This window comes from Lactococcus sp. LG606, from assembly GCF_017309645.1.
GTDB classification, from domain to species: Bacteria; Bacillota; Bacilli; order Lactobacillales; family Streptococcaceae; genus Lactococcus; species Lactococcus petauri.
This window is the reverse complement of sequence record NZ_CP071301.1, coordinates 870,111-891,146: the sequence shown is the minus strand read 5'-3', so window position 1 is coordinate 891,146 and position 21,036 is coordinate 870,111. Positions and strand designations below refer to the sequence as shown.

Below are 21,036 nucleotides of genomic sequence, written 5' to 3'. Positions count from 1 at the left end.
TACATTTTAATTTATTAAAAAGAAAGCAAGGAAAATGCGTAAAACATTCCAATCAACAAAAGACTTTTTTAAAAATACGTTTCATTATTTTGGTCCCGTCATCTTTTTTCACCTCTTACTTTTACTCGTTGTAGTTCCGACATTAACAGCGACCACTAATTTTTTACTTCACCGTAAGGAGATTGATTATCTGGCTTATGATAATGTACTCTCGATTTTCAGTCAACATCCCCTCACAGCGTTTGCTCTAGTAGGTATTTTGGTCCTGATTGTAGTTTCGGTATTCTTAGAATTTACTTTTCTAACGATACTGGTTCACTTTGTGAAGCAAAAAGAAAAAGTCACAATTCCTGAGTTACTTTATGCAACATTTTCACGGTTGCGACATCTCAGACCCTCTCTTATCTTATTTTTCTTGTTTTATTTTATGTTAGTTTTGCCTTTAAGTGGTTTTGCCAGCGGTATAGACATTATTTCCGCTATTCAAGTGCCTAACTTCATCTTGGAGTTTATTGCAACTAACAATTGGTGGCTTTTGACAGCCTACATTTTACTGACTTTATTATCCATGTTTATTGGATACCGTCTAATTTTTGTTCTGCCGCTCATGATTTTGCAGCAGAAAAAACTTAGGACCTCATTGAGTGTCAGCTGGCAGATGAGCAAAGGAAAATTTAAAGTTTTCTTTTTCCGCTTTATAGCAATTTTCATTAGTTTACTGGCTTCTTTCTGGGTAATCAGTCAACTCTTGATTTTGTTGCAATCCGCAATTGATCATCACATGCCTCAAATAGCGTTAGCATCTGCGACGATGATTATGTTTATTATCCAAGTTTCAGCTTTACTACACATGCTTTTGTCACTAATTTTGATTTTCTATGTGGTCATTAATTTGTTAGAGGAATTAACACCAGAAGAAATCTATGTTGAGCTAAAAGCTTTTCAACTATTGCCTAAAGGTTGGCGTTGGGTGAGCCGAAGTTTATTGGGGTTTTTTACAGTCCTGTTTATTGCGCTCATTGGTGTTTTTAACGTTTATTACCTCAGCCAGGATACCTTATCAAATCCACTTATTATTTCACATCGTGGTGTGTCCGAGAAAAATGGTGTTCAAAATACAATTCCCGCCTTGATTGAAACTAGCCAAACCTATCATCCAGATTATGTTGAGATGGATGTACGTGAAACAAAGGACAAGCAATTTGTTGTCATGCATGATGAAAATTTGCGTCACTTAGCTGGAGTGAACAAGAAAGTAAATGAATTGACTTTAGCTGAACTCACCAAACTCACTGTCCGAGAAAATGGTAAATCTGCCGCTTTACCAAGCTTTGATGAATACTTGAAAGAAGCAGATAGGCTTGATCAAAAATTACTGATTGAAATTAAAATCCCGCTTAAGGAAGATGTCAATGCAGTAAGTAGAAATTTCTTGCAACGTTATAAAAAAGATATTGAAGCAAGAAAACATCAAGTACAATCTTTAAGCTTTGATTTGTCACGGAGCCTAAAAAATCATGATTCATCTACTTTTGTATCTTACATTATGACCTACAACCTTATCGGAGTACCGAAAAGTAATGTTGATGCATTTTCAGTTGAAATATCGACATTGGATTCGGAATTTGTGGAAAAAGCGCACGATTATGGTAAAAAAGTTTATGCTTGGGATGTTAATGATGCCAATACAGTACAACGTATGCGTCTATACGATGTTGATGGCTTAATCACAGATGATATACCGGTAGTCAAGAAAACTATCGAAAATACGCAAAGCGGTATGAGCTTTGCACAGAAAATTCGCATTTACTTATTAGATTTAGGAAATGCAGATTTAACAGATCTGAGCTCAGATAGTTTTTCTAGTTTTAATGTGTAGTATTTAATGTTGAAAGGCAAAGGGTCAAGGCTCTTTGCCTTTCTTAACTTGTGCTATAATAAATAAGAGTATTCAGAGAAAAAGATAGGATTTAGATAGAACATGGCAGATTTTTTAGTATCAGAATTAACAAAAAGCGTAGGAGATAAAACACTTTTTGATAAAATTTCATTTATTATACATAACCTCGATCGCATAGGGCTATTGGGCACAAATGGTACAGGTAAAACAACCTTGCTTAATACGATTGCGGGCATTCAAGGTTTTGATGGAGATGTTTCTCCATTTACTCACCCCCAAGATTATAAAATTACCTATTTGACTCAAGAGCCAGATTTTGATGATGAAGCAAGTATCATGGATACTGTTCTGGATGATTCACTCCCCCAAATGAAGGCCATAAAAAGATATGAAGTTGCACTTTTAAATATTGAAGATTTAAGCAAATTTGAACGTGCCCAATCTGATATGGATGCTTTAAACGCTTGGCAAGTAGAAGCAGATGTGAAAACAGTTTTAACAAAACTCAAATTGCCAGATTTTTCTTCAAAGATAGGCTCGCTTTCAGGAGGACAAAAGCGCCGTGTGCAATTAGCCCAAGCGCTCGTCAATCCGTCTGATTTACTTTTGCTGGATGAACCTACCAACCACCTTGATGTGGATACTATCGCATGGCTGCAAAACTATCTCAAAAATAGTAAGAGAACAGTGCTTTTTGTGACACATGATCGTTATTTTTTGGACAATGTGGCGACACGTATATTTGAGCTAGACAAGTCAAAACTCAAAGAATACCAAGGGAATTATCAAGATTATTTGGCGCAACGTGCTGAAGCAGAGGAACGTGAAGCTGCAAGCTTGCATAAAAACCAACAGCTTTACAAATCAGAATTAGCTTGGATACGCAAGTCTCCGCAAGCACGAGCAACTAAACAACAGGCACGTATTGACCGTTTTGAAAGCTTAAAAGAAGATGTACGTACAGATAAAGACTTGGGTGATGTAGACATCAGCTTGGCGACGACACGTTTAGGAAAAAAAGTCATTAATTTTGAAAATGCAGCTTTTGCATTTCCTGATCGTCCAATCTTTTCTGACTTGAACTGGATTGTACAGAATAAAAGTCGTGTTGGTATCGTTGGTGATAATGGTGTAGGTAAATCAACCTTGCTCAATATTATCGCCGGAGAACTTGAGTTGACGTCAGGAACGATGGATATCGGTGAGACTGTTAAGATTGGATACTTCAGTCAAGAAATACGTGGACTTGAAGAGGATAAACGCATCATTAATTTCTTGGAAGAAGTAGCTTCCGCTAGCCAAAATACAAGCGGTGAGACAATTTCGATTGTTAATCTTTTGGAACAATTCCTCTTTCCAAGAAGCACACATGGGACTTTGATTCGTAAACTTTCTGGTGGTGAGAAGAAGCGCCTTTACCTCTTAAAAATATTATTAACACAACCTAATGTTCTGCTCTTGGACGAGCCAACCAATGATTTGGATATTGCAACTTTGACAGTTTTAGAAGATTTTCTTGCAAAATTCCCTGGCGCTGTAATTACCGTAAGTCACGACCGGTATTTCCAAGACAAGGTTTCCAATGAGCTTTTGGCTTTTGAGGATGGAAAAATTAACCATCTTTTTGGTGCTTATAGTGACTACTTGGCGACAAAAGTGGCAGCTCCTGTGGAAGTAGCAGCTCCGAAAGTTGATACACGCGTACGCGAAGATGCAAAACCAAAGATGACTTGGGCCGAGAAGAAAGAATGGGCAACCATCGAAGAAGATATTGCAAAATTAGAAGAACGAATAGAAGAAATTGATTCTGAAATGAACGAAAATGGTTCAGATGCCGGTATGCTTTCTACTCTTCAAAAAGAATTAGATCAAGTAACGACAGAACTTGAGACAAAATATGAACGCTGGGAAATGCTCAGTGAAAAAATATAAAAAGCAAGCGAGTTCTTGCTTTTTTTGTTTCTTTTTCTATTTTGATTGTCATAATTACTTTAAGAGAATGGAACTAACCTCTAAAAGTTTGTTTATTTATATGGTATAATGTTAGTCATAATAAAGCGAAAGTAAGAGAGGGAAATATGACCTACGCAGACCAAATCTTCAAAGAAAATATCAGTAATATCCTCGAAAATGGCGTGTTTTCAGAAAATGCGCGTCCAAAATATAAAAATGGCCAAACAGCCAACAGTAAATATATTACAGGATCTTTCGTCACTTATGATCTTGAAAAAGGGCAATTTCCTATCACAACTCTTCGTCGTATTCCTATCAAGACGGCAATCAAAGAACTCATGTGGATTTACCAAGATCAGACCAGCGCACTTGACGTTCTAGAAGAAAAATATGGTGTGAAATATTGGGCTGAATGGGGCATCGGTGATGGTACCATTGGTCAACGTTATGGAGCAACCGTTAAAAAATATAACATTATCGGCAAGCTTCTCGAAGGTTTGGAAAAAAATCCATGGAACCGTCGGAATATCATTAATCTTTGGCAATATGAAGATTTTGGAGAAACCGAAGGACTTTTGCCTTGTGCATTTCAAACGATGTTTGACGTAAGACGTGAAGCAGATGGACAAATTTATCTGGATGCAACCTTGATTCAACGTTCAAACGACATGCTTGTGGCGCATCATATTAATGCGATGCAGTATGTAGCTTTGCAAATGATGTTGGCTAAACACTTCAGCTGGAAAGTCGGCAAGTTTTTCTACTTTGTCAACAACTTGCATATTTACGATAATCAATTTGAACAAGCGAATGAGTTACTGTCACGCACGGGTTCAGAAAAAGAGCCACGCTTGATTTTAAATGTACCAGATGGAACGAATTTCTTTGATATTAAACCAGAAGATTTTGAATTGGTGGACTATGAACCTGTGACGCCACAACTCAAATTTGATTTGGCGATTTAAGATGAACTGTCGACATTACTGCTCAAACGATTATGCTGAGATTGCTGATTTGTTTTATACAACAGTACATACAATCAATGCTGCGGATTATTCTGCAGAAGAGTTAGAAGCATGGGCGCCATCTGATAAGTCTGATTTTTTTCCGGAAAAACTGCTGGCTGAGAGTTATTGTATAATTGTAGAAGAAAGTGGAAAAATTTTAGGCTTTGCTAATGCGACAAGCGAAGACAAATTTGATTGCCTGTATGTTGATAAGGATTATCAGAAACGAGGTGTAGGAAATCTCCTTGCCAATCAGATTGAACAATATTGTAAGGGGCAGGGGGCAGAAAGAATAAATGTTGATGTTTCCTTAACTGCGCGGCCTTTTTTTGAAAAACGTGGCTATGAGATTTTAGAGCAACAAATCGTCCTACGACGCAACCAAAATTTAAAAAATTACAAAATGCAATTAAAGTTATAAAAGACGGGAAGGAAAAATGTACGAAAAATTTATCGCAGAGGCTAATTTAAATCCAGATAACTTCAGTGATGCTTGGGCCTTTGGTAACACTCCTCAAATGGCTGATGAGCTATTAGAACTTGTACTTGAGGGGAAAAAAAGAGCTACAGCAAGCGCATTGTCCCTGTATGGACCAGACGATTTTTTACCTGCTGTGGATGGAAGATATGAGATTTTACTCGATGGCAAAGGAAATCCACGAGCCGCGATTCAAACAAGCAAGGTCTATATTACTAAGTTTAATAAGGTAACAGAGGATCATGCCTTTAACGAAGGTGAAGGAGACAGGAGCTTGGCCTATTGGCGGCAAGTTCATGAAGCTTTTTTCCGAGATTTAGATTGTTATGCACCAGATATGGATATTGTCTGTGAAGAATTTGAAGTTTTATATAAATGTTCGTAAAAAGCGAATGATATTCAAAAAAGATATTACTTTCACAAGTAATATCTTTTTTTGTACTCTAAATAAGGTTAGAATTAAATTATAAAATAAAGAGGAGGCATATCGTGAGAAAGGGACGCTTACTTTATGAAGGTAAAGCAAAGAAGCTGTATGAAACAGAGGATGAACAGCTGGTTTGGGTGGAGTATTGTGATAACGCAACAGCTCTAAATGGTAAAAGAAAAGAAGAAATTAAAGGCAAAGGGGCATTGAACAATCAAATTACATCCCTGATTTTTCAAAAATTGAATGCCGAACAAATCAAAACATCTTTTATCACACAACTATCTAAAACCGAACAATTAAACCGGAAAGTTGAGATTATACCTCTAGAAGTGGTCTTAAGAAATCGTGTTGCTGGCTCTTTTGCAAAGCGATTTGCTTTGGAAGAAGGTGACATTCTTCCTCGACCTATTATTGAATTTTATTACAAGTCTGATGCACTCGATGATCCTTTTATCAATGATGAACATGTCTATTTTCTTGAACTTGCTCAACCAGAAGAACTGGAGTTCATCAAGTCAGAAACACTGAAAATCAATACCCTTCTCCAAAAAATATGGGGGGAAATCGGCTTGAGTCTGGTTGATTTCAAACTCGAATTTGGTCGTACAGCAGAGGGCGAAATTATCTTGGCAGACGAAATTTCACCAGATACCTGTCGCCTTTGGGATGCGGAGGGGAACCATTTAGATAAAGATGTTTTCCGTCGTAATATTGGCGACTTGATTGAAGTATACAGTCGTGTACTCACAGCCCTTCAAGAAGAAAAAGAACTTTAAGACTTAATGCCGTAATGGCAGAGACAAATAAAAGAAAGTGAACGAGAAAGAGAAAATGAGCAAAGTAGAAGTTTACGTAACCTATAAAAAATCAATTTTGGATCCTCAAGGACAAGCAATCAAGGCAGCAACTCAAAAGCTAGGCTACTCTGAAATTCAAGATATTCGCGTTGGTAAATATTTTGAAATCGAAGTTGAGGGAGATTCTCAATTGGCCGTGAAGAAAGTGGAAGAGATAGCTGAAAAATTATTAGCAAATCCAAACATGGAAACTTACAAGGTTGAGGTGGTAGATTGATGAAATTTGCAGTTATTCAATTTCCAGGATCAAATTGTGATTTCGATCTCCTCTGGGCCATTCGTGATGTGATGCAAGCTGAAGCCGAATTTGTCTGGCATGAGGAAAAGTCTCTTGCAGGCTTTGATGGTGTGTTGATTCCTGGAGGTTTCAGTTACGGGGATTACTTACGTTGCGGAGCCATTGCTTCTTTTTCGAATGTTATGCCTGAAATTAAACGTTTGGCTGCAGAAGGAAAACCTGTTTTTGGTACCTGCAATGGGTTTCAAATTCTTATCGAAGCAGGACTTTTACCAGGCGCTTTGATTCAAAATGACAGCTTAAAGTTTGTTTCAAAGTGGCAAAACTTAAAAGTAAATAATAATTCAAAATTTACAACTGTCTTTTCTAAAGATGAAGTGATTAGCTTGCCTATTGCACATGGGGAAGGTAAGTATATTGCTGATGAACAAACCTTGGCAGATTTAAAAAATAACGGACAAATCGTTTTCACTTATGCAAATGGAAACCCTAATGGTTCTGCTTTAGACATTGCTGGGATTTGTAATCAAGAAGGGAATGTTTTGGGGATGATGCCCCATCCAGAACGCGCCGTAGAATCCTTACTTGGTGGAAATGATGGTAAGAAAATGTTTGCCAGTATCTTGAAAAATTTTGTAAAAGAAGGAGCGTCACAATGAGCGGTGAAATGAGTCCAGAACAAATCCAAACGTCAAAAATTTATCGTGAATGGGGCTTGACTGATGAAGAATACTCTAAAATTAAAAATGAGATTCTTGGTGGTCGCCTGCCTAACTTTACAGAAACTGGCATGTATGCCGTGATGTGGTCAGAACATTGTTGCTATAAAAATTCAAAACCTGTCTTGAAAAAATTTCCAACAGAAGGTCCACAAGTACTTATGGGACCAGGTGAAGGTGCTGGAGTCGTTGATATTGGTGATGACTGGGCAGTTGTTTTCAAGGCAGAGTCACACAATCACCCAAGCTATGTCGAACCCTATGAAGGTGCAGCAACAGGATCGGGCGGGATTATTCGTGATATCTTTTCGATGGGAGCGCGACCAGTTGCTCTTTTAGACAGCCTTCGCTTTGGTCAGATTGACAATGCTAAAACGCGTCATATTGTTGAGCGTGTCACGGCAGGAATAGCTGGATATGGTAACTGTATTGGTATTCCTACAGTGGGTGGAGAAGTAGCTTTTGACGAATCTTATGCGGGAAATCCTTTAGTGAACGTGATGTGTGTGGGCTTGATTGAGCATAAGCACATCCAAAAAGGACAAGCCAAAGGTGTGGGCAACACAATCATGTATGTGGGAGCGAAAACAGGACGTGACGGCATTCATGGTGCTTCCTTTGCCTCTCAGGAGTTTGGCTCAGGTTCTGAAACACAACGTTCTGCCGTTCAAGTGGGCGATCCTTTTATGGAAAAACTTTTGTTAGAGGCTTGTCTCGAAGTGATTCATAATCATTCAGATATTCTTGTCGGCATTCAAGATATGGGTGCTGCTGGACTAGTTTCTTCGACTTCGGAAATGGCTTCAAAGGCTGGCTCAGGTTTGAAACTTAATCTAGATTTAGTGCCACAACGTGAGACGAATATGACACCATACGAAATGATGCTTTCAGAGTCGCAAGAGCGGATGGTACTTTGCATTAAAAAAGGACATGAAGATGAAATCGTTGAGCTCTTCAAAAAATACGAACTTGATGCGGTAAATATTGGTGAAGTCACTGACGATGGGATGTACACATTGTTCCATCAAGGTAAAAAGGTTGCCGAAATTCCAGTAGACTCTTTAGCTGAGGATGCACCGGTTTATTATCGTGAAATGAAAGAACCTGCACGCATTGCTGAATTTGAAAAAGCTGAAAAATTTATCCCGGAAATCGTAAATGCAACAGAGGTTCTCAAAGATCTCCTTAATCAACCAACAATTGCGAGCAAGCGCAGTATTTATGAAACCTACGATAGTCGAGTAATGACAAATACAGTCGTTGCACCAGGATCTGATGCAGCAGTTATTCGCCTCCGTCATTCCAATAAAGCTTTAGCAATGACAACAGACTGTAATGCGCGCTATCTCTACCTTAATCCCGAGATTGGTGGACAAATAGCTGTCGCAGAAGCAGCACGAAATATCATTGCTTCAGGTGGGAAACCTTTAGCAATTACGGACTGCCTTAACTTTGGTAATCCAGAAAAGCCAGAACAATTTTACGAGTTAAGCAAGGCATGTGATGGTATTTCGGAATCTTGCCGTGTGTTATCTACTCCGGTCATCTCAGGTAATGTTTCCCTTTATAACGAAACGAACGGTCAAGCTATTTTACCGACACCAATGATTGGGATGGTTGGCTTGATTGAAGATGTGGCACATATTACGACACAAGATTTTAAAGAAACAGGTGACTTAATTTATATTATTGGGGATACTGCCGATGATTTCTCTGGCTCTGAAATTCAAAAAATGATGACAGGCGAGGTTTCAGGTACGCTGAACTTTGATCTGCAAGCTGAAAAAGAAAATCAGGAACGCGTACTAAAAGCAATCCAAGCCGGTCTGATTCAGTCCGCGCATGATTTATCTGAAGGTGGCTTAGCTGTTGCTCTTGTCGAGTCGGCTTTTGCTAATAATAAAGGAATTTCGGTTCATTTTGATGGCAAAGTATCACAACTTTTCTCTGAAAGTCAAGGTCGCTTTATTCTCTCAGTTCGCCCAGAAGATGAAAAGAATTTTGAAGAACTGATGGCAGGGAAAGCAAGCAAGTTAGGGCATGTTACAGACAAGTCAGAAATTAAAATTTCAGCAAAAGATGGTGAAATTTCCCTATCTACTGAAGAAGCGAAAGCGATTTATGAAGGAGCGATTCCATGCCTTATGAAGTAAAGTCCTTGAACGAAGAATGTGGCGTTTTTGGCATCTGGGGACATCCTGAAGCTGCACAACTGACATATTTTGGACTTCATGCCTTGCAACACAGAGGGCAAGAAGGTGCTGGGATTCTGTCAAATAATGATGGGCAACTTCAACGGCACCGTGATTTAGGCTTGGTAACAGAAGTTTTCCGTCACGAAAAAGACTTGCAAAAATTATCAGGGAAAGCAGCCATGGGTCATGTGCGCTACGCCACAGCAGGTTCAGCGGAATTAAACAATATTCAGCCTTTCCACTTTAAATTTCAAGACACGCAGCTTGGTCTAGCCCATAACGGCAACTTGACTAATGCTATATCACTACGACGTGAGTTAGAAGCACAAGGTGCTATTTTTTCTTCAAGTTCAGACACCGAAATTTTGGCGCATCTGATTCGCCGCAGTCATCATCCTGAATTTATGGGAAAAGTAAAGGAAGCCTTGAATACTGTTAAAGGTGGCTTTGCTTATCTCTTGATGACAGAAGATTCAATGATTGCAGCTCTTGATCCTAATGGCTTCCGTCCTTTATCTATTGGGAAAATGGCGAACGGTGCGCTCGTTGTAGCCAGTGAAACCTGTGCTTTTGATGTTATCGGTGCAGAGTTTGTCCAGGAAGTCAAACCCGGTCAGATTATCCAAATTAATGATCAAGGCTTGCATGTTGAGCAGTTTACAGATAAGACCAATACACAAATTTGTTCAATGGAGTATATTTACTTTGCACGTCCGGACAGTGTTATTGCAGGTGTCAATGTTCATACCGCACGTAAACAATCAGGGCGTATCTTAGCACGTGAGGCACAGATAGATGCAGATATTGTTATTGGTGTGCCAAATTCGTCACTCTCAGCAGCATCCGGATATGCAGAAGAATCTGGATTACCTTACGAAATGGGCTTGATTAAAAATCAATATGTGGCGCGTACATTTATTCAGCCTACGCAAGAATTAAGAGAACAAGGTGTACGGATGAAGCTCTCGGCTGTTTCCAGTGTAGTCGAAGGTAAAAAGGTTATCATGGTGGACGATTCTATAGTACGTGGAACGACAAGCAGACGAATTGTGCGTTTACTTAAAGATGCCGGCGCTGCTGAAGTTCACGTTGTAATTGCGAGCCCACCGCTTGCTTATCCATGCTTTTATGGTATCGATATTCAAAAGCGAGAAGAGTTGATTGCAGCGGAACACTCAGTCGATGAAATTTGCCAAATCATTGGAGCAGATAGTCTTACTTTTTTAAGCCAAGAAGGATTAGTTGAGGCTATCGGACATGATAATCTGTGTCTGTCTTACTTTGACGGTATATATCCGACGCCACTTTACGATTACGAAGAAAATTACCTGAAATCTTTAGGAGGAAAAAATGTCTAAAAATGCTTATGCAAAGGCAGGAGTTGATGTTGAAGCGGGTTACCAAGTGGTTGATCGCATAAAAAAACACGCGGAAAAAACGAAAAGGCTGGGAGTTCTTGGAGGACTTGGAGGATTTGGAGCGGCATTTGATCTTTCAAAACTTGATGTTAAGGAACCAGTGCTTATTTCTGGAACAGACGGAGTAGGCACAAAGTTGATGCTGGCTATTGAAGCAGACAAACATGACACGATTGGGATTGATTGTGTGGCCATGTGTGTTAATGATATCGTTGCAGCTGGAGCAGAACCTCTCTACTTTCTTGACTATATCGCTACCGGGAGAAACCATCCGGAAAAGCTCGAAAAAGTAGTCGCAGGTGTTGCCCAAGGATGTTTGCAGTCAGGTGCAGCCCTGATTGGCGGTGAAACAGCAGAAATGCCAGATATGTATGATACAGATGATTATGACCTTGCAGGTTTTGCTGTCGGTATTGCCGAAAAGTCAGCCTTAATTGATGGCTGCAAGAATGTTGAGGCAGGTGATATCTTATTAGGGCTTCCTTCCTCCGGTATTCATTCGAATGGATACTCGCTCGTCCGGAAAATCTTTAAAGATTTTGATAAACAAGAAATTCTTCCTGAGCTGGAACGCCCCCTTGGAGAAGAGTTACTTGAACCCACTCATATCTACGTCCAAGAGCTGTTGCCACTTATAAAGGACAATATGATTAAAGGAATATCGCACATTACAGGAGGCGGTTTTTATGAAAATCTTCCGCGAATGTTTAGTGATCAATTAGCAGCTGAAATTAAAGAAGACAGCTGGGAGATTTTGCCTATTTTCAAAGCTTTGGAGAAATACGGTCAAGTTCCTCATGACGAAATGTTCCAGATTTTCAATATGGGAATTGGTATGGTACTTGCGGTGGCCCCAGAAAAGGCTGAGGAAGTGAAGCAAAGAGTAAAATGCTACGAAATCGGAAAAATTACTCCACGTGTGAAACAAGCGGTAATTATAAAATGAGGATTGCCGTTTTCGCCTCTGGCTCAGGATCTAACTTTGAAGCTCTTGCTCAAGCTTTTCCCGCTGAAGTTCAGCTCTTATTCTCGGATAAGATTGAAGCTTATGCTCTACAAAGAGCACAGCAGCTCAAGATAGCTGCTGTCAGCTTTACCTTAAAATCTTTTGCTGATAAGCAAAGTTATGAAGAAGCCTTAGTTGCTTTGCTCCGTGAACATCAGATTGATTTGATTTGTCTTGCAGGTTATATGAAAATTGTTGGTCCTACTCTTTTGCAAGCTTATGAAGGTCGGATCATTAATATTCATCCATCATATCTGCCAGCTTTTGCGGGTTCAGCTCATGCTTTAGAGGAATCCTGGCAAGCTCAAGAAGGCTTGGGAATCACAGTGCATTGGGTGGATTCTGGAGTCGATACAGGAGAAATTTTAGCCCAGCAGCAGCTTGATTATTACCCAGAACTCGCCGAATATGAAAAAAAGCTCCATCAAATAGAGCATGAATTGTATATAAAAGTAGTAGAAGAGCTTATCAAAAAATAGTAAAAGCTATTATAAACTTAAAAATAGAAAAGGAATAAAAATGACTAAACGTGCGCTTATCAGTGTGTCGGATAAAAATGGAATTGTTGAATTGGCTGAGTCTTTAAGTAAACTCGGTTTTGAAATTATCTCAACTGGCGGAACTAAAAAAGCTTTGGATGAAGCAGGAATTGCAACCTTAGCGATTGAAGAAGTGACGCAGTTTCCGGAAATGATGGATGGACGTGTGAAAACATTACATCCAATGATTCATGGTGGACTTTTGGCACGACGTGATTTGGACAGCCATCTAGCTGCCTTAGAAGAGCACAATATTACACCCATTGACTTGGTTGTTGTCAATCTTTATCCTTTCAAAGAGACACTCTTGTCAGGAGCTGATCATCAAACAATTGTCGAGAATATTGATATTGGTGGTCCTTCAATGTTACGTTCTGCAGCAAAAAATCAAGCAGACGTTACTGTTCTTGTTGATCCCACAGACTATGCTGCAGTTCTCCAAGAATTTAAAAAAGCTGGGGAAACCAGCTTAGAGCTTCGTCAACGTTTGGCTGCCAAGGTTTTTCGACATACTGCTGCTTATGATGCACTCATTGCACAATATTTAACAGAAAAGTTTTCTGATCATGAGGAAAAACCTGAAAAGTTGACACTGACCTATGATTTAAAACAAGGGATGCGTTATGGTGAAAATCCACAACAAGATGCAGATTTTTATGAAAATGCCCTTCCAACTGCTTATTCGATTGGGCAAAGTGTGCAATTACACGGTAAAGAATTATCTTACAACAATGTGCGTGATGCAGATGCAGCCTTGCAAATTGCGCGTGATTTTACGGAGCAACCAACTGTTGTGGCGCTTAAGCACATGAATCCTTGCGGCATTGGTCAAGGGGAGACGATTGAGCAAGCTTGGGATTACGCTTATGAAGCAGATCCTGTTTCAATCTTCGGAGGTATTGTCGTTTTAAATCGCCCAGTTGACCAAAAAACAGCTGAGAAAATGAGCAAAATCTTTTTAGAAATCATTATTGCACCAGCATTTTCTGATGAAGCTCTGGCAATTTTAACGAAAAAGAAAAATATCCGTTTGCTTACGCTTGATTTTGAACAAATTGGTGCATCAGAAAAAGAAGCGATGATTACAGGTGTACTTGGAGGTGTCTTAGTACAGGAGCAAGATGTTGTTGCAGAACAAGAAGAAAGTTGGACAGTAGCAACGCAAGCTCAACCAGATACAAAACAATGGGAAGCGCTGAAATTTGCATGGAAAGCGGTCAAATATGTGAAGTCTAACGGTATCATTGTAACAAATGAACATCAAACACTTGGGGTTGGGCCAGGTCAAACCAACCGTGTAGCTTCAGTGAAAATAGCAATTGAAGCAGCGCAGGAAAAAAATATAGATAATGCTGTGCTTGCTTCTGATGCTTTCTTCCCCTTTGCAGATAATATTGATGAGATTGCCAAATCTGGCATCAAAGCGATTGTCCAACCAGGTGGTTCCGTTCGCGATCAAGAAGTCATTGAAGCCTGTGACAAGTATGGCATCACGATGATCTTTACAGGTGTGAGACATTTCCGTCATTGATAAAAGAAGTTCTGCTAGTAAGTAGGACTTTTTTTGCTGAAAAGATGAAGATCTTGTACAAGAATTTTATAATAACTTATCCCTCATTTTATTTTAATATTACTGTTCGATATATTACAATATAATTATATTAGTATTACTCTGAAACAACAAAATACTTGACGAGGAATTGTGATGGACTATAATCTATCAGCACAGCACAGCACAGCACAGCACAGCACAGCACAGCACAGCACAGCACAGCACAGCACAGCACAGCACAGCACAGCACAGCACAGCACAGCACAGCACAGCACAGCACAGCACAGCACAGCACAGCACAGCACAGCACAGGCGGTAATTTTCTGTTCTTTTTCGCATACATCAAAACGTCCTGTAAAAATAGGCGTTTTTTCCGTATCCGCTCGTTCTTTAATAAAAAGCAAGTAAAGCGAGGTGAGGAGAAATGAGACAAAGAAAAAGAAAGTTGATAACCATAGCTATATTGGCTCTAGCTCTACTTATTGGTGGTACCTTTGCTTATACTGCTTTTAACCAACAGGCGCTCAATGACCGTGCTAATGCTTTCAGAAGCCACGCTCCTGGCCGTATTCATGATTATTACAATAGAGATACAGGCAACAAGGACATCTTTGCCGAAAACTACGGACATGATGCCGAGGGAGAGGAGCCTATTATGGTACGTATTCGTCTGTCGGAGTACATGGCTATTCAAAGACTTGGCGAAGATGTTTTCATCCCTGTGGTTGAACATTCAGAACGTGATGATACGCGGACATGGACACCTTACAGATCAGCACAAAATGATATCAATGTACGTACAGGAGACTCGCTAGCCTTCAATGACTATATCAACCTCACTTTTGGCTGGCAGCGTGCAGGGCAAGAAGCACCTTGGTATATGCCCACCTTTAACCATGAACTTGAGAGTTTGAAAACAGCAGCCGCAGGCCATGCCCGTGACTATATCCAAGGGGATGGTGCCAAGGATGGCGAAACAGATGGCACCACACATCCAGGAGATGGAACAGATGCTTACTGGACTGAAACTGGTCCAAATAGCTCCTATACGAACACAGGGACTTGGCCGGGCGCAGCCATTATGCAAGAGACAAAACAACACCTCCGACAAGAGCGTCCACCAATGACCATTCAGCAATGGGAACAATTAAACCCTAACCAAAGATTCGGCAACTTCTGGGTGCTGGACCACAATACAGGATGGGCTTATTGGGCAGAATTGTTGGAACAAGACGAGGCAACCTCTTACCTGCTTGACGCAGCTGTAGTAAGAGATGAAGTAGTCAGAAGAAGTTTTGTCAATGGTTCCTACTATTATGCCATCCATGTGGATAGTCAAGTCATCTCGCCTCTAACCATTGACAGGTTTTTAGAAGATGATGACCAAGGGCACCACGATACACGCTTAGCGGACTTTCTGGAAGTTGTCGCAGGCGATGGCAACCCACGCTGGAATAGAGATTCACCACCTAGCGCATTCAACTTTGCAATCATGAGACCGGGACGTATCTTTACTATGGCGGGTCAGCAGTACCGTTATTTGGAAGATATGGGTAGTGGCAACCATATGATTATTCGTAACGAGCCTATCCGTGAGCGTTCTTTCGCTCAACAAGAAGGCGAATTAACGACTTGGTATGGGGCTCTTGCACCAGAGGTTCGAGATATTGTGGCTCCTGTAGCTTCTAGCTTTACGACAGGAAATGTCATCGATGGTTCTGTTAATTTTACAGGAGGTACACGCTGGTTGCCTTCTAATCTTGTGGCCTTGAGCAACCAAGATGTTCATCAAGATATAACACGAGTTGTGCCAGATGGCGTCAAGCGTGCCTTTGCCCTATCGCTTGCTGATGTGACACGCTTGTCAGGACCTGACTTAGCTTTCCCAGACCATGCTGGTCGTGTAGGTTTTAATAACAGGTGGTGGCTACGTACCCCTGGTGCTCCCGGCAATGCTTGGCTCGTGAACTCTGGCATTTATGTTGGTCAGTTGCGTGGCAATGGTGGCGTAAACCTTAGCACAGCCTAAGGGTGAGTCCGCCCTGCCCTTATCATCCATCAATAAACTATCATACACAAAAACTCGAGAATTACATTTTCTCGAGTTTTTACATGTACTAACTTCTTTTAGGAAATCCCACAACCTCATCTCAATGCTTCTGCCGTCTCGAAAATTCAGTAAATCGAAACTTATCTACCTGATGTCGGCTTTCCGTATACTGGAAAACATTATTATTGGCGAGATAAACATGACTGCGCACACTGACGACATGGCGGTCCTTAGGGTTCAAATCCAAATAAGTTTTATCTTCATCATTGACAAAATCAATTGTGATTTCTTTTTGAGCATATGAAATATCAAGATGAACATGATCTTCAAGGTAAGCATATAGAGAAGACTTTACTTTTTCTCTGGTCATATCAGGTGCTGCAGAAGCTAAAATATAGTCGCGGTCTAGGATAACGAACTGCTCATCAATATTTCGTCGGCGGAGAATATGAAAAGCTTGAGAGCCTTCTTCAAAAAAAGAAAGTTCTGAGAGGTCTTTATCTACAGTTATTTTTTCAAAAATTAATATTTCAGTGGTTGAGCTGAAGTTTAAAGAATCTTTGAGCTCTTTGAAAGAAGTTAACCCTGAAATGGGGAACATCAATCTCTCTCTTGGAATAACAATAGAGCCAAAGCCGTGACGGCGTTGAATAATTCCGTTTTCTTCCAAGATTTTGAGCGCTTGTCGTACCGTTGCACGGCTTGTTTGATAGAGCACTGTAAGCTGGTTTTCACTGGGCAAGAGCTCATTTTCGGGATATCTTCCTTCATGAATTTTTTTCTCCAAATCCCGAAGAATAATTTCGTACTTTTTCATAACCTAAGTGTAACAAAAAAGCACTTTAAGTTAAAGTAAAAATATAACCGCTTGCAAAACCGCTTTCATTTTGCTATTATAAACTTGTACGTACAAGTTGCAGTTTATTTTTATTAAAGGAGAATAAAAATGTTTGGTTTTGGAAAGAAAAAAAGTGTAAGTGAGGACAAGAACCTTTATACACCTTTAGCGGGTACAGTTATTGATTTGGAAAAGGTTTCCGACCCTGTATTTGCCAAAAAAGTTATGGGAGATGGTTATGCTATTGAACCCACAAGTAATGACATTGTCAGTCCAGTAGCAGGAGAAGTCAGTCTAGTACAAGGACATGCTATCGGCTTCACGCGCGCAGATGGTTTAGAAGTGTTGCTTCATCTAGGAATTGATACAGTAAGTTTAAATGGACAACCTTTTCAGATTAAGGTTAAAGTGGGCGATATAGTCGACGGCGGCGATGCTCTGGGACAGGTCAATTGGAAAGAAGTGGAAGCAGCGGGTTTACCACTTACGAGTATGGTCTTAATTACAAATACAAATGAAAAGCTCGATAGTCTTACCGTTAAAAAAGGAATTGCTCAAGCAGGTGATCTGTTGGGCCAAGCAACTGCAAAATAAAAAGGAGAAATCATGGCAGATTACAAAAAATTAGCAACAGAAATTATTGCTGCTGTTGGTGGTGAGGAAAATATCACAAAGGTGATTCACTGTATCACACGCTTACGTTTCTATTTAGTCGACAAAGAAAAAGCAGACGATAAAAAACTTGAAGCAATGGATGGTGTAGCCGGGGTTGTCTACAATGCAAATCTGGGGCAGTACCAAGTCGTTATCGGTCAAGCTGTTGAGGATGTCTATGACGAAATTGTGGCCCAGCTGGGCAGTCGTGTAGTGGATGGCGAAAGTAGTGAAGAAGTCGAGGAAACAAAAGTTTCTAAAAATCCAATCATTCGTGCTTTTCAAGTTGTAGTTGGAACAATTACGGGATCAATGATGCCGATTATTGGTTTATTAGCTGCTGGTGGTATGATTAACGGGATTCTTAACATGTTTGTTAAAGGAAACCATATTTTTGAACTTATTAGTCCGACAGATCCAACCTATATTATTATTTCAACAATGGCGATGGCACCATTCTACTTCCTTCCTGTCTTGGTCGGCTATGCCGCTGCTAAGCAGTTAGGTTCAGACCCATTTGTCGTGGCTGCAGTTGGTGGATTTATGATTCACCCTGCTTTACAAGGCTTAGTTGCAGCACCTAATGTTATTGAGAAGGGAGAGATTGTAGCTGGAAAAGCACCAGTCGTTATGGAATTATTTGGCGTAACTTTTAATACAAGTTATTTTAATATTCCTGTTAGTCTACCCAATTATGCCTATACTATTTTCCCGATTATTGTAGCAGCTTGGATGGCTAAACCAATCGGTGCTTGGCTTAAGAAACACATGCCTTTAGCACTTCGTTCGATCTTTGTACCGATGATTACTTTCTTTGTTGTGGCTTCATTGGTACTCTTGTTGGTAGGACCCGTAATTAGTATTGTTTCCTCTGCGCTTGCTTCAGTCATTACAGGCTTGATTAATCTTAATCTCACAATAGCAGGAGCAATTATTGGTGGACTTTACCAAGTTCTAGTTATCTTTGGCCTCCATTGGTTGGTTATTCCTATCTTGACTCAACAAATCGTAACAACAGGAGAATCAAACATTAACATGATTGTTTCCTTTACAATGTTAGCACAAGGTGCTGGTGCTCTAGCTGTCTTTCTCAAAACACGCCAACAAAGTCTCAAAGGGTTAGCTTTACCAGCTGCAATTTCGGCTTTTTGTGGGGTAACTGAGCCAGCCATGTATGGGATTAACTTGAAATATATTCGTGTTTTCATTATGAGTTCGATTGGTGCAGCTGCAGGCGCTGCGGTTGCGGGCTTATTTGATCTGCATATGTATGGCTTCTCAGGCTCACTTATTGGTTTCCCTAACTTTGCTGCAACGACAAATCCTTTGACTCATGCTGCAGGTAACCCTAACAACTTTATCTATTTTTGGATTGCGACAGCTGTTTGTATTGTTGTATCCATGACATTGGTTTGGTTCTTTGGCTTTAAAGATTCAGATACAATGGGAACAGGACTTGAAAAGAAAAACGTCTTTAAATCAGCCGTAAATAAATAAGAAACAAAAGGAAAAAACTATGACATTGAGTGAAAAAGTCATCTATCAAATTTACCCTAAATCATTTTTAGACACTACAGGAAATGGTATTGGTGATCTCAGAGGAGTAACGGAAAAATTACCTTATTTGGCGGAATTAGGAATCGATATGATTTGGCTTAATCCTTTTTATCCCAGCCCGCAAAGAGATAATGGTTATGATATTTCTGACTATACTAATATAGATCCAGTATTTGGTGATTTTAAAGATTTTGACCAAATGGTGGCACGTGGTAAAGAGTTAGGTATTGAATTTATGTTGGATATGGTTTTGAATCATGTTTCAACAGAACATGAATGGTTTAAAAAAGCACTTGCCGGTGATAAATATTACCAAGATTTCTTCATTCTTAGAGATGAACCTACGGATTGGGTGTCGAAATTTGGTGGCAATGCTTGGGCGCCATTTGGCGATACTGGTAAATATTATCTTCATCTTTATGATATTTCTCAAGCCGACTTAAATTGGCGTAATCCCAATGTTCGCAAAGAACTGTTTGAAGTTGTTAATTTTTGGCGTGGTAAAGGTATATCAGGCTTTCGCTTTGACGTGATTAACGTTATTGGAAAAGACGAAATACTTAAAAACAATCCAGAATTTGATGGGAAATTTGAGTACACTGATAAACCAATCACGCATGAATATTTGAAAATGCTCAATGCTGCTACTTTTGGCCAAGATGAACATGCCATAACTGTGGGAGAAATGAGCTCAACGTCCATCGAAAACAGTATTCTCTATACACAACCGGAGCGAAGAGAACTCAGTATGGTTTTTAATTTCCATCATCTAAAAACAGATTACAAAGATGGTGATAAATGGACCAAAGTTCCCCTTGATTTTCAAGCGCTCAAAGAGCTTTTCCATGAATGGGGCGAAAAAATGTCACAAGGTGGCGGCTGGAATGCTACTTTTTGGAATAATCATGATCAACCTCGAGCGCTCAATCGTTTTGTGGATGTGAAAAATTTCCGTATAAAAGGAGCAACAATGCTAGCTGCTGCGATTCATCTCAGCCGTGGCACACCTTTTATTTATATGGGTGAAGAAATTGGTATGATTGATCCTGACTATGATTCTGTTGCTGATTACCAAGATTTAGAAGCTTTGAATGCTTACGAAAGACTTTTGAAACAAGGAAAAACAGAATCCGAAGCGTTTGAAATAATCAGCAGTAAATCACGTGACAATTCAAGAACACCGATGCAATGGGACGATAGCGCAAATGCGGGCTTTAGCAAAGGAGAGCCATGGCTGAAGTTGGGCAAACATACCGACATTAATCTGAAAAGAGATAAAAACGGAGAAATCTATAATTTCTATAAAGAAATGATTCGTTTACGAAAAACGGAAAAAATTATTTCTGAGGGAGATTATAAAGCTGCACTTAAAGATTCAGAGCACATTTATGCTTTTGTACGTGAATATAAAGGCCAACTTTTACTTGTACTGAATAACTTTGCCAATCACAGCGTGAACTTTACTTTGCCACAGGGTTTTGAAGATGCAGAAGTCTTCGTTAATAACTATGATTCATATAAGTCTGAAACACTGGCACCTTATCAGTCGGTTGCTTTATTAGCCAGATAGTGACCGTTATAAAAGTCTCTTTTGTTGAAAAAATACGATGAAATCGTTAAACTAGAGCTATCATAAATTTTTAGA

19 protein-coding genes are annotated in these 21,036 nt (G+C 39.8%); 18 read left to right on the top strand and 1 reads right to left on the bottom strand.

Annotation, left to right across the window (positions count from 1 at the left end; all coding sequences use genetic code 11):
• Positions 1-34 precede the first annotated feature (34 nt).
• The 15 genes from J0J35_RS04370 (at position 35) to J0J35_RS04300 (ending at position 16,321) form a co-directional block, all read left to right on the top strand.
• A complete protein-coding gene (locus tag J0J35_RS04370; RefSeq protein WP_206917968.1) occupies positions 35-1,879 on the top strand; it encodes a glycerophosphoryl diester phosphodiesterase membrane domain-containing protein in 1,845 nt (614 codons plus the stop codon).
• A gap of 102 nt (positions 1,880-1,981) precedes the next feature.
• Positions 1,982-3,832, top strand: coding sequence for an ABC-F family ATP-binding cassette domain-containing protein (locus tag J0J35_RS04365; protein ID WP_206917965.1), 1,851 nt, complete (start codon positions 1,982-1,984; stop codon positions 3,830-3,832).
• Between the two features lie 146 nt (positions 3,833-3,978).
• Positions 3,979-4,818 (top strand): thymidylate synthase, encoded by an 840-nt coding sequence (locus J0J35_RS04360; protein WP_206917962.1) that lies wholly within the window; start codon positions 3,979-3,981, stop codon positions 4,816-4,818.
• Position 4,819: 1 nt separating this feature from the next.
• On the top strand, positions 4,820-5,281 hold the full coding sequence (locus J0J35_RS04355) for a GNAT family N-acetyltransferase (RefSeq protein ID WP_206917959.1): 462 nt from the start codon (positions 4,820-4,822) through the stop codon (positions 5,279-5,281).
• Between the two features lie 16 nt (positions 5,282-5,297).
• On the top strand, positions 5,298-5,723 hold the full coding sequence (locus J0J35_RS04350; protein ID WP_019292367.1) for an ASCH domain-containing protein: 426 nt from the start codon (positions 5,298-5,300) through the stop codon (positions 5,721-5,723).
• Positions 5,724-5,827: 104 nt separating this feature from the next.
• A complete protein-coding gene (gene purC, locus J0J35_RS04345; RefSeq protein WP_117517361.1) occupies positions 5,828-6,544 on the top strand; it encodes a phosphoribosylaminoimidazolesuccinocarboxamide synthase in 717 nt (238 codons plus the stop codon).
• Positions 6,545-6,599: 55 nt separating this feature from the next.
• Positions 6,600-6,842 carry a phosphoribosylformylglycinamidine synthase subunit PurS gene (gene purS, locus J0J35_RS04340; RefSeq protein WP_019292365.1) on the top strand — a complete coding sequence of 81 codons (243 nt, stop codon included), beginning with the start codon at positions 6,600-6,602 and terminating at the stop codon, positions 6,840-6,842.
• Entirely contained in the window at positions 6,842-7,522 is a 681-nt protein-coding gene (purQ, locus tag J0J35_RS04335; RefSeq protein ID WP_061412962.1) for a phosphoribosylformylglycinamidine synthase subunit PurQ, read from the top strand. The genes purS and purQ overlap by 1 nt, the downstream gene beginning before the upstream one ends.
• On the top strand, positions 7,519-9,735 hold the full coding sequence (gene purL, locus J0J35_RS04330; RefSeq protein ID WP_206917957.1) for a phosphoribosylformylglycinamidine synthase subunit PurL: 2,217 nt from the start codon (positions 7,519-7,521) through the stop codon (positions 9,733-9,735). Before purQ ends, purL begins: the two co-directional genes overlap by 4 nt.
• Positions 9,720-11,135 (top strand): amidophosphoribosyltransferase, encoded by a 1,416-nt coding sequence (gene purF / locus J0J35_RS04325; protein ID WP_206917955.1) that lies wholly within the window; start codon positions 9,720-9,722, stop codon positions 11,133-11,135. Before purL ends, purF begins: the two co-directional genes overlap by 16 nt.
• Positions 11,128-12,141 (top strand): phosphoribosylformylglycinamidine cyclo-ligase, encoded by a 1,014-nt coding sequence (gene purM, locus J0J35_RS04320; RefSeq protein ID WP_206917953.1) that lies wholly within the window; start codon positions 11,128-11,130, stop codon positions 12,139-12,141. The genes purF and purM overlap by 8 nt, the downstream gene beginning before the upstream one ends.
• Entirely contained in the window at positions 12,138-12,680 is a 543-nt protein-coding gene (gene purN, locus J0J35_RS04315; RefSeq protein ID WP_019293569.1) for a phosphoribosylglycinamide formyltransferase, read from the top strand. Before purM ends, purN begins: the two co-directional genes overlap by 4 nt.
• Before the next feature lie 40 nt (positions 12,681-12,720).
• Positions 12,721-14,271: a bifunctional phosphoribosylaminoimidazolecarboxamide formyltransferase/IMP cyclohydrolase gene (gene purH, locus J0J35_RS04310; protein ID WP_206917951.1), complete on the top strand. Its 1,551-nt coding sequence runs from the start codon at positions 12,721-12,723 to the stop codon at positions 14,269-14,271.
• A 174-nt stretch (positions 14,272-14,445) separates the two neighbouring features.
• Positions 14,446-14,700: an adenine methyltransferase gene (locus J0J35_RS04305; RefSeq protein ID WP_198493833.1), complete on the top strand. Its 255-nt coding sequence runs from the start codon at positions 14,446-14,448 to the stop codon at positions 14,698-14,700.
• A 16-nt stretch (positions 14,701-14,716) separates the two neighbouring features.
• The gene (locus tag J0J35_RS04300; protein ID WP_206917942.1) at positions 14,717-16,321 is read left to right on the top strand and encodes a hypothetical protein; all 1,605 of its coding nucleotides are present in this window, start codon (positions 14,717-14,719) and stop codon (positions 16,319-16,321) included.
• A 121-nt stretch (positions 16,322-16,442) separates the two neighbouring features.
• Here J0J35_RS04300 and treR read toward each other — a convergent pair whose 3' ends face one another.
• On the bottom strand, positions 16,443-17,159 hold the full coding sequence (treR, locus tag J0J35_RS04295) for a trehalose operon repressor (RefSeq protein ID WP_019293567.1): 717 nt from the start codon (positions 17,157-17,159) through the stop codon (positions 16,443-16,445).
• Between the two features lie 129 nt (positions 17,160-17,288).
• Between treR and J0J35_RS04290 the strand changes: the two genes are divergently transcribed.
• Genes J0J35_RS04290 through treC form a run of 3 tightly spaced genes read left to right on the top strand, consistent with a single transcriptional unit; the run spans position 17,289 to position 20,961 of the window.
• Positions 17,289-17,774 carry a PTS glucose transporter subunit IIA gene (locus J0J35_RS04290; RefSeq protein WP_019292356.1) on the top strand — a complete coding sequence of 162 codons (486 nt, stop codon included), beginning with the start codon at positions 17,289-17,291 and terminating at the stop codon, positions 17,772-17,774.
• A gap of 12 nt (positions 17,775-17,786) precedes the next feature.
• Positions 17,787-19,331 (top strand): PTS transporter subunit EIIC, encoded by a 1,545-nt coding sequence (locus tag J0J35_RS04285; RefSeq protein ID WP_019292355.1) that lies wholly within the window; start codon positions 17,787-17,789, stop codon positions 19,329-19,331.
• Positions 19,332-19,350: 19 nt separating this feature from the next.
• The gene (gene treC / locus J0J35_RS04280) at positions 19,351-20,961 is read left to right on the top strand and encodes an alpha,alpha-phosphotrehalase (RefSeq protein WP_206917940.1); all 1,611 of its coding nucleotides are present in this window, start codon (positions 19,351-19,353) and stop codon (positions 20,959-20,961) included.
• Positions 20,962-21,036 lie beyond the last annotated feature (75 nt).

Bases quoted from the DNA above. Each gene is read 5' to 3' on its own strand.
- J0J35_RS04285 (WP_019292355.1), top strand. From the start codon at position 17,787: ATGGCAGATTACAAAAAATTAGCAACAGAAATTATTGCTGCTGTTGGT.
- treC (WP_206917940.1), top strand. From the start codon at position 19,351: ATGACATTGAGTGAAAAAGTCATCTATCAAATTTACCCTAAATCATTT.
- J0J35_RS04365 (WP_206917965.1), top strand. From the start codon at position 1,982: ATGGCAGATTTTTTAGTATCAGAATTAACAAAAAGCGTAGGAGATAAA.
- purN (WP_019293569.1), top strand. From the start codon at position 12,138: ATGAGGATTGCCGTTTTCGCCTCTGGCTCAGGATCTAACTTTGAAGCT.
- J0J35_RS04360 (WP_206917962.1), top strand. From the start codon at position 3,979: ATGACCTACGCAGACCAAATCTTCAAAGAAAATATCAGTAATATCCTC.
- purL (WP_206917957.1), top strand. From the start codon at position 7,519: ATGAGCGGTGAAATGAGTCCAGAACAAATCCAAACGTCAAAAATTTAT.
- J0J35_RS04355 (WP_206917959.1), top strand. From the start codon at position 4,820: ATGAACTGTCGACATTACTGCTCAAACGATTATGCTGAGATTGCTGAT.
- J0J35_RS04370 (WP_206917968.1), top strand. From the start codon at position 35: ATGCGTAAAACATTCCAATCAACAAAAGACTTTTTTAAAAATACGTTT.
- purF (WP_206917955.1), top strand. From the start codon at position 9,720: ATGCCTTATGAAGTAAAGTCCTTGAACGAAGAATGTGGCGTTTTTGGC.
- J0J35_RS04350 (WP_019292367.1), top strand. From the start codon at position 5,298: ATGTACGAAAAATTTATCGCAGAGGCTAATTTAAATCCAGATAACTTC.
- purH (WP_206917951.1), top strand. From the start codon at position 12,721: ATGACTAAACGTGCGCTTATCAGTGTGTCGGATAAAAATGGAATTGTT.
- purM (WP_206917953.1), top strand. From the start codon at position 11,128: ATGTCTAAAAATGCTTATGCAAAGGCAGGAGTTGATGTTGAAGCGGGT.
- J0J35_RS04290 (WP_019292356.1), top strand. From the start codon at position 17,289: ATGTTTGGTTTTGGAAAGAAAAAAAGTGTAAGTGAGGACAAGAACCTT.
- J0J35_RS04305 (WP_198493833.1), top strand. From the start codon at position 14,446: ATGGACTATAATCTATCAGCACAGCACAGCACAGCACAGCACAGCACA.
- purQ (WP_061412962.1), top strand. From the start codon at position 6,842: ATGAAATTTGCAGTTATTCAATTTCCAGGATCAAATTGTGATTTCGAT.
- J0J35_RS04300 (WP_206917942.1), top strand. From the start codon at position 14,717: ATGAGACAAAGAAAAAGAAAGTTGATAACCATAGCTATATTGGCTCTA.
- purS (WP_019292365.1), top strand. From the start codon at position 6,600: ATGAGCAAAGTAGAAGTTTACGTAACCTATAAAAAATCAATTTTGGAT.
- treR (WP_019293567.1), bottom strand. From the start codon at position 17,159: ATGAAAAAGTACGAAATTATTCTTCGGGATTTGGAGAAAAAAATTCAT.